The sequence below is a fragment of the Acidocella sp. genome (genome assembly GCF_035535915.1).
Classification (GTDB): Bacteria; Pseudomonadota; Alphaproteobacteria; order Acetobacterales; family Acetobacteraceae; genus Acidocella.
Window position 1 is genome coordinate 1 of record NZ_DATLPB010000082.1, and the last position, 7146, is coordinate 7146.

6 protein-coding genes and 1 pseudogene are annotated in these 7146 nt (G+C 63.1%); 3 read left to right on the forward strand and 4 right to left on the reverse strand.

The genetic code is table 11. The features are described from left to right. The first annotated feature begins 412 nt into the window (after positions 1–412). The 3 genes from queE to VNC39_RS10540 all read left to right on the forward strand — a co-directional run bounded on the left by queE (position 413) and on the right by VNC39_RS10540 (position 2332). Positions 413–1045 (forward strand): 7-carboxy-7-deazaguanine synthase, encoded by a 633-nt coding sequence (gene queE, locus VNC39_RS10530; RefSeq protein ID WP_325398935.1) that lies wholly within the window; start codon positions 413–415, stop codon positions 1043–1045. Next, a complete protein-coding gene (locus VNC39_RS10535) occupies positions 1045–1407 on the forward strand; it encodes a 6-pyruvoyl trahydropterin synthase family protein (RefSeq protein WP_325398937.1) in 363 nt (120 codons plus the stop codon). The genes queE and VNC39_RS10535 overlap by 1 nt, the downstream gene beginning before the upstream one ends. Before the next feature lie 379 nt (positions 1408–1786). Further along, positions 1787–2332 (forward strand): winged helix-turn-helix domain-containing protein, encoded by a 546-nt coding sequence (locus VNC39_RS10540; protein WP_325398939.1) that lies wholly within the window; start codon positions 1787–1789, stop codon positions 2330–2332. A gap of 152 nt (positions 2333–2484) precedes the next feature. On the opposite strand, the gene VNC39_RS10545 is transcribed toward VNC39_RS10540, so the two are convergent. From VNC39_RS10545 to VNC39_RS10560, 4 genes and pseudogenes are all read right to left on the reverse strand, one after another. Continuing rightward, positions 2485–3588, reverse strand: a complete 1104-nt coding sequence (locus tag VNC39_RS10545; protein ID WP_325398941.1) for a patatin-like phospholipase family protein — start codon at positions 3586–3588, stop codon at positions 2485–2487. A 228-nt stretch (positions 3589–3816) separates the two neighbouring features. After that, positions 3817–4254 carry a CBS domain-containing protein gene (locus tag VNC39_RS10550; protein ID WP_325398943.1) on the reverse strand — a complete coding sequence of 146 codons (438 nt, stop codon included), beginning with the start codon at positions 4252–4254 and terminating at the stop codon, positions 3817–3819. A gap of 251 nt (positions 4255–4505) precedes the next feature. Beyond that, positions 4506–5933 (reverse strand): annotated as a pseudogene (locus tag VNC39_RS10555) (NADH-quinone oxidoreductase subunit N); the annotation flags it as partial. After that, positions 5930–7144 carry a complex I subunit 4 family protein gene (locus VNC39_RS10560; RefSeq protein ID WP_408840559.1) on the reverse strand — a complete coding sequence of 405 codons (1215 nt, stop codon included), beginning with the start codon at positions 7142–7144 and terminating at the stop codon, positions 5930–5932. The pseudogene VNC39_RS10555 and the gene VNC39_RS10560, both read right to left, overlap by 4 nt. Positions 7145–7146: the final 2 nt, after the last annotated feature.

Sequence of the window (7146 nt, forward strand, 5' to 3'; positions counted from 1 at the left end):
AATTCCAAAAAGAGAAAGTCTTCTGCGACGCGCCGGTCTCTGGTTGAAGAAATGGCGGTCCGCAGCGCCGCCGTGAAGGAAATGTCTGCGTCAGCCATATTGTCGCCGGATCCCGTCATGAATCTGAACCTCCGCTCAAGCTGCCGATTGTTCTGAGCGTCACCCAATCATGTGCCTCTAAAGCCGCGCTTATTGAAGGCCGTGCGCATTGCGCCAGCCTGTGGGCGCGCGGTGCAGAGCCTGTTTAGCCGACAGGCTCTGTGAATGGTATGAAGAATAGATGATGGATTTGTACCTTGACGGTCCCGGCGCTGAAACCCCTGTCCATCTTTGCCATGCCGGCGAATGGCACTAAGAGAGGGCCGAGCGTGGACGCCTTCAGGGTTTGGCGGGGCGAAACGAGGGGCGGCGCATGAGCTATGCGGTTAAGGAGATCTTTCTCACTTTGCAGGGGGAAGGCAGCAATGCCGGACGGACGGCGGTGTTTTGCCGTTTCGCGGGCTGCAACCTGTGGTCGGGGCGTGAGGAGGATCGCGCCGGCGCCGTCTGCCGCTTTTGCGACACCGATTTCGTGGGTGTGGACGGGACCGGCGGCGGCCGCTTCGGTGATGCCGCGCAACTGGCGGCCGCCATTGCCGCCGCCTGGGTGGGCGGGCCGCAGAACCGGCTGGTGGTGCTGACCGGCGGCGAGCCGCTGCTGCAGATCGACACGGCGCTGATCGAGGCGCTGCATGCGCAGGGCTTCGAGATCGCGGTGGAGACCAATGGCACGATCGCGCCACCGGACGGGCTTGACTGGATCTGCGTCAGCCCCAAGGCCGACGCGCCCTTGGCGGTGCGCGCCGGGCATGAACTCAAGCTCGTGTTTCCGCAGGAGCAAGCCTGGCCCACACGGTTCGAAGGGCTTGATTTTCAGCATTTTCTTCTGCAGCCGATGGATGGGCCCGAGCGCCAGGCCCATACCGAGGCGGCGATCGCCTACTGTCTGGCCCATCCGAATTGGCGCCTCTCGGTGCAGTCGCATAAATTTCTGGGTATCCGTTAATGTATGAGTTGAGTAAGCAATTCCGTTTCGAGGCGGCGCACACGTTGCAGAGGGAGGTCGACGCGGAGCCGAGCCGGCGCATTCATGGCCATTCCTATCGGGCCGAAGTGGCGCTGCGTGGCGTGCCGGATCCGCAGAGCGGCATGATGCTCGACCTCGGCAAGCTGGCGCGCCTGATTGAGGAGGTGCGCGACGGGCTGGACCATCGCTTTCTCGACGAGGTCGCCGATCTGGGGCCCGCGACGCTGGAAAATCTCGCCGCCTGGATCTGGCGCCGGCTCGAGGGCAGATGCCCGGCCTTGTTCAGGGTTACGGTGTACCGCGACAGCGAGGGCGATACTTGCAGCTATTTCGGTCCCTGAGAGCGGCGCCCGATCGCATGGCTGTGAGTGAGCCACGCAACCCTAGACGAAGGTATAACCGGCTCCGCCCTTAAGCGGAGTTCATAAGCCGCGCGGATCGGTTCGCTACCTTCCAGGGTAGCCATGCGTTCTTTCGTCCAATGGCGTCCGGCCTGCTGGCGGCGTTAGCGTCGCCTTCAAAGCTTGTAGCCGGTCAGCGGCACTTTGACCCGCCGCTTTTTCGGCAAATTTGCCGACCCTAGGCGGTTGCCGCGCAGTCCGGCATCGCTTTGGCGAAGGGAGTGATTTTCGATGTCGGGAATCGTGACCGAATTGCCGGTTTATGCCGGGATATCTGATACCGCGCTGAAACGCGCCATCGGGCATGTGGGAGGGACCCATGACCGCTGAAATCATCACTTTTCCAGCCCGGACCGCAGACGGCGACAGCGTGGCGTTCGGGCCATTCCGCCTCTGGCCCGCGGAGCGGCGGCTCGAGAAGCTCGGCCATTTCGTGGCCCTGGGGGGACGGGCTCTGGATATTCTCCTGGCATTGATCGAACGGCCCGGCGAGGTCGTTTCCAAACAGGAGCTGATGCGGCGGGTTTGGCCCGGCATCGCCGTCGAGGAATCGAATCTTCGCGTCAACATCGCCAGCCTGCGCAAGGCGCTGGGCGATCAGACGGAGACGGCGCGGTTTATCGGCAGTGTGCCCGGCCGCGGTTATTGTTTCGTCGCGCCGGTATCGCGCGGGGCCGAGGCCCCGGCGCGCGCCACTCACGCCGGGACGCCCGTTATTGCCGCTGGCGGCGTGGAGCAGCTTTTGCAGCTCATCGTCACCCAGCTCGGCTCAGGGAAATTCGTGCATATCGTGCTGACGAACGCCCCGGTCTTGCGGGTTGAGGGCGAGGAGGCCGAGTGCGAGGGGCCGATGCTGGCGTCGTGATTTTAGGAAGGAAGGGGCCGCTTTTTTGAAAAAAAGCGGCGCAAAAAACTTTTGTTTATGCTGGGCCAGAGGCGTTGAAGCTGCACGGCCCAAATTAAACAAAGTTTTTTTGCTTCTTTTTGTTCACAAAAAGAAGCGCTTTCCTTGCTGTCTCAAGGCGCGACCTGATGCAGGATCACCCCTTCCAGCGGGTCGCACGTGGCGGTCCAGGGGGCTGCGGCGAGGGCCCGGGCGGTTTGGGCGTAACCGGCATCCCAGCGGGCGCGAATGCCGCGGGCGCTGAAATCGATATCCTTGGCATAATCCTCATCGGGCAAGGTCGGCGCCAGCAGGGCGACCACATGCATCCGGGTGAGGCAGCCATAATCGGCCAACGCGCGGACCTCGAAACGCGCGCGCTCCTCGGCGGGGAGCAGCTTGGTCAGTTCGGCGACGACATGGCGCAATCTGTGGATCTGTTGCTGCCGCGCCACCTGGCTGCGTGAGCGGCTGGCATATTGCACGTCTTTCTGGCGGTTGAGCACCTCGGCGATGCTGCGCGGTTCCGCGCCATCGGGATTCCACACATGGACTGAGAAGATCAGTGAATCGCGCCGTGGGTTGGTGTCGAAAATCGCTTCCAGCGGCGTGTTGGAGAGGATGCCGCCATCCCAGTATAATTCGCCATCGATGCGGACCGGCGGGAAGGCCGGCGGCAAGGCTCCGGAGGCGAGCACATGTTCGAGCCGGAAGGCGATGTCGCGGCTGTCGAAATAATGCATCTGCGCGGTGCCGACATTGGCGGCGCCGACGGAAATGCGCGTCTTGTGTTGGGCGATCACGTCGAAATCGATGAGTTCGGCCAATGTCTGGCGCAAGGGCGCGGTGCTGTAGAGCCCGGCATTCTCCGCCGCCAAAGGCCAATCGCCGCCAAACATGGCGGTCGGGTTGGGGACGAAGAAGGCATCGAGCCCGTGCATCATGGTCATCAGCCGCGCCATTTTTCCGCCACCGGGATAGGAGGCGAGGAGGTTGGCCGGCAGGCTGTAGCCGACCCGCTGCCAGAAGCTGCGCAGCCGCGGCACCCGGTCTTGCGGGGCGTTGCCGGCGATCAGGGCGGCATTGATGGCGCCGATCGATGTGCCGATCACCCAGTCCGGTTCAATGCCGGCCTCGTGCAAGGCCTGGTACACGCCGGCCTGATAGGCGCCAAGTGCGCCGCCGCCTTGCAGGACCAGAATAATCTGTCCAAAGCCGGCGGTGTTGTTCGTGGCCATGGGTATGATTCCTGGAGCGTAAAAGAAAGTAGCCGCTTTTTTGAAAAAAAGCGGCGCAAAAAACTTTCACTATGCTGGGCCATGGGCGTTGTCGCCGACAACGCCCATGCCCTCCGGGGCTATTCCAACGGTGCTACGCACCGCCGGAACCTTCAGCCCCTCCGCCCAGCATAACAAAGTTTTTTTGCTTCTTTTTGTTCACAAAAAGAAGCGCTTCCTTTCTAACGCCTACGGTGTGGTGATGTAAGTGCGCAGCGAATGCACTTCGAACCGCGCTTCCTCCAGCAACTGGTTGACCACGTCACCGATCGAGATCAGGCCCACGAGCTTGCCGTCATCGATCACCGGAATATGTCGTGTGCGGTTCCGCGTGATCATTTCCAGAACGTCACCGATCTTGTCGTCGAGCTGGCAGGTGGAGACGAGCTTTGTCATCAGGGCTTTGACCGGCATCGTCAGCAAGGCGGCGCCATGTTCGATGAGGCCGCGGATCACGTCGCGCTCCGAAATGATGCCGACGAGATGGTTTTCGGCGTCGACCACCGGCGTGGCGCCGATCTTGTGCGCGTAGAGCAAGGCGGCGAAAGAGGCGATGGTCTGTTCCGGAACGGCGGTAACGACTTTGTTCCCTTTATATTTAAGGATCGATCGAATGCGGGTTTCCATGAACTGCTCCTGATCATTTCTGGCATGATCCGATTCATGCCGTTCGCCTTGGGGGACGATGGCTGTCCATGTCCGAGGCAAGCGGGGGAGCGAAGTTTATAGCGCGCCCGGCGGTTTGGCCAACATTAGAAATTGAACATGTTGCGGTCGCGCGCTTTTGATGCGGCAAGCGCTTTCACGGGTGGCTTGTGCTGCGGTGCAAAAATATCGCTTGCGTTCCGTGTCGATGTTGGCACGAAGCTCAAGCTCGCCACGGTCTGCTGAATTCCGGCGATCATCGGCGCGGGATAGACGCCCAGCCAGACGAGCAGAACGAGCAACACCGATACCGTTGCGGCGCCGAGGCGCGCGCGGGCCGGAAGCGCGGCGCGTCCGGTCGCAGGGGACAGCATGACGACGATGATGCGCAGATAGTAATACAGGCCGATGGCGCTGCCGATGATCAGCGCCGCCAGCGGCAGCGCCAGATAGGCGCCGACACCGGCGGCGATGACATAGACTTCGGCAATGAAGCCCATGGTCGGCGGCAGACCGGCGAGCGAGAGCAGCATCACCGTGAAGGCACCGGCGAGCCAGGGGCGTTCCCACATCAGGCCGCGATAGGTCTCGAGCCGGTCGGCGTCATGCAGGGTGCCCGGTTGCGACAATAACGTGATGATTCCGAACACACCGGTCATCGTCACCGCGTAGGCGGCGAGATAGGTCAGGGCGGCGGCAAAAGCGGTGGCGCTGCCGGCGAGCAGCGCGACCAGCACGTAGCCGACATGAGAGATCGAGGCATAGGCGAAGATGCGTTTCAGATTGTCCTGCAGCAGCGCGAGAAGATTGCCGGCGAGCATGGACAGGATGGCGATCAGCGACAGCACCCAGAGCAAAGACGGGCTGCGGTAGCCGTCGAGCAGCACGAAGAAGCGGAACAGCAGCGCGAAAATGGCGATCTTCGAGACCACGGCGACCAAAGACGTCACCGGTGCCGGCGCACCTTCGTAAATGTCCGGCGCCCACATATGGAACGGCACCAGCGAGAGCTTGAAGCCGATGCCGGTAAGCAGCAGCGCGAAGCCGGCATAGGCATAGATGTCGGAAGCGGGCGAGGCGTCCCAAAGCCGGCCGAGTGCCGGGAAGGACATGGTGCCGTAATCGAGATAGATCAGCGCCATGCCGAAGAGCAGGAAGGCGGACGAGACGCCGGTGAGGATGAGATATTTAAGCCCGGCCTCCAGCGCGCGCTCGCGTTGCCTGGGGTAAGCGATGAGGCCGATCAGCCCCAGGCTCAGCGTCTCCAGCCCGAGGAAGAAGGCGGCGAAATGCAGGCTGGCGAGCAGGGCGGCGGCGCCGAGGGCGGTGAGCAGCAGGAGCAGGTAATATTCGTCGTAAGGCCCGTCATGCATGCGTTCCAGGTAGCTGTAGGAGAGCAGCAGCACGGCGAGCGTCGAGGCGAGAATGAGGAAGAGAAAGAACAGCGTGTAGCCGTCGATCAGGAAGAGCGGGGTGAGGGTGGCCGTGCCGGCGGACCGGGCGAGAAGGATCGCGGCGAGCGAAGCGACCAGCCCTGCCGCGGTGACGCTGGCGGTGCGGCGATGGTCGCGCCGATGCGCGATCAGCAGCATCACGATGACCGGCGTGGCGGCCAGGATGAGGAAGGGCAGGGCGGATGAGATCATAGATGAGGCCATCATGGGGCTCCGGGGCCGAGCGTGACGGCGCTGGCCCGGAGCGCCGCCAGGCTGGGGGCGGCGGTATCGACCACCGGCTGCGGGCTCACGCCGAGCCAGATGATGGCGGCGGCCAGCCCGGCCATGACGGCGATATGGCGGGCGCGCAAATCCGGCGCCTCGATTTTGCGCGGTTGCCCATGGAAGGCGCGTTGCACCAGCAGCAGCGCGTAAGCGGCGGCGGTGACGGTGCCGAACGCGCCGATGACCGCGAACACCGGGTGACGCTGCCAGGTGCCGAGCAGGACGAGAAATTCGCCGATGAAATTGCCGAGGCCCGGCAGGCCAAGCGAGGCGATGGCGAAGAACAGCCCCAGGCTGGAGAGGCGCGGCAGGCTGGCCCAGAGCCCGCCCAATTGCGCGAAATTGCGCGTGTGCAGCCGCTCCTGCAGAGCGCCGGCGAGGATGAACAGCGCGCCGGTGCTGATGCCGTGGGCGAGCATCTGCACCACCACGCCCTGCAACGCCAGCGCGTTCCAGGCGTAAATGCCGAGCAGGACAAAGCCGAGATGGCTGATGCTGCTATAGGCGACCAGCCGCTTGAAATCCGCCTGGGCGAAGGCCAGCAGCGCGCCGTAAATGATGGCGATGACGCCGAGCGCCATGGCGGTGGGCGCGAACGCCGTGGCGGCGTGCGGAAAAAGCGGCACGGCGAAGCGCAGCAGCCCGTAGGCCCCGGTCTTCAGCAGCACGCCGGCCAGGATCACGCTGCCGGCGGTGGGTGCTTCGGTGTGCGCCAGCGGCAGCCACGTGTGCACGGGAAATAGCGGCACTTTCACCGCAAGCCCGGCGAGCAATCCCAGCAGAATCCACCAGCGCTCGGTGCTGCTGAGATCCGTTTGAGCTTTCGCGGTAACGTTGATGATGTCGAAGGTCCCGAACTTCATCCCCATGTAAATGATCGCCGCCAGCGTGAAGACTGACCCGCCAAAGGTGAAGAGGAAGAACTTCCCGGCGGCGTAGCGGCGCTCCGGGCCGCCCCAGATGCCGATGATGAAGAACATCGGGATCAGGGTCAGTTCGAAGAAGATGTAGAACAGGAGCAGATCGCGAGCGAGAAACACGCCGTTCATCGCGGTCATCAGGACCAGCATCCAGGCGTAATATTCCTTCTGCCGGTCCTTGATCGCTTCGAAGCTGGCCAGCAGCGCCAGGGGCATCAACAGGACCGTCAGGA

Bases quoted from the DNA above. Each gene is read 5' to 3' on its own strand.
- queE (WP_325398935.1), top strand. From the start codon at position 413: ATGAGCTATGCGGTTAAGGAGATCTTTCTCACTTTGCAGGGGGAAGGC.
- VNC39_RS10535 (WP_325398937.1), top strand. From the start codon at position 1,045: ATGTATGAGTTGAGTAAGCAATTCCGTTTCGAGGCGGCGCACACGTTG.
- VNC39_RS10540 (WP_325398939.1), top strand. From the start codon at position 1,787: ATGACCGCTGAAATCATCACTTTTCCAGCCCGGACCGCAGACGGCGAC.
- VNC39_RS10545 (WP_325398941.1), bottom strand. From the start codon at position 3,588: ATGGCCACGAACAACACCGCCGGCTTTGGACAGATTATTCTGGTCCTG.
- VNC39_RS10550 (WP_325398943.1), bottom strand. From the start codon at position 4,254: ATGGAAACCCGCATTCGATCGATCCTTAAATATAAAGGGAACAAAGTC.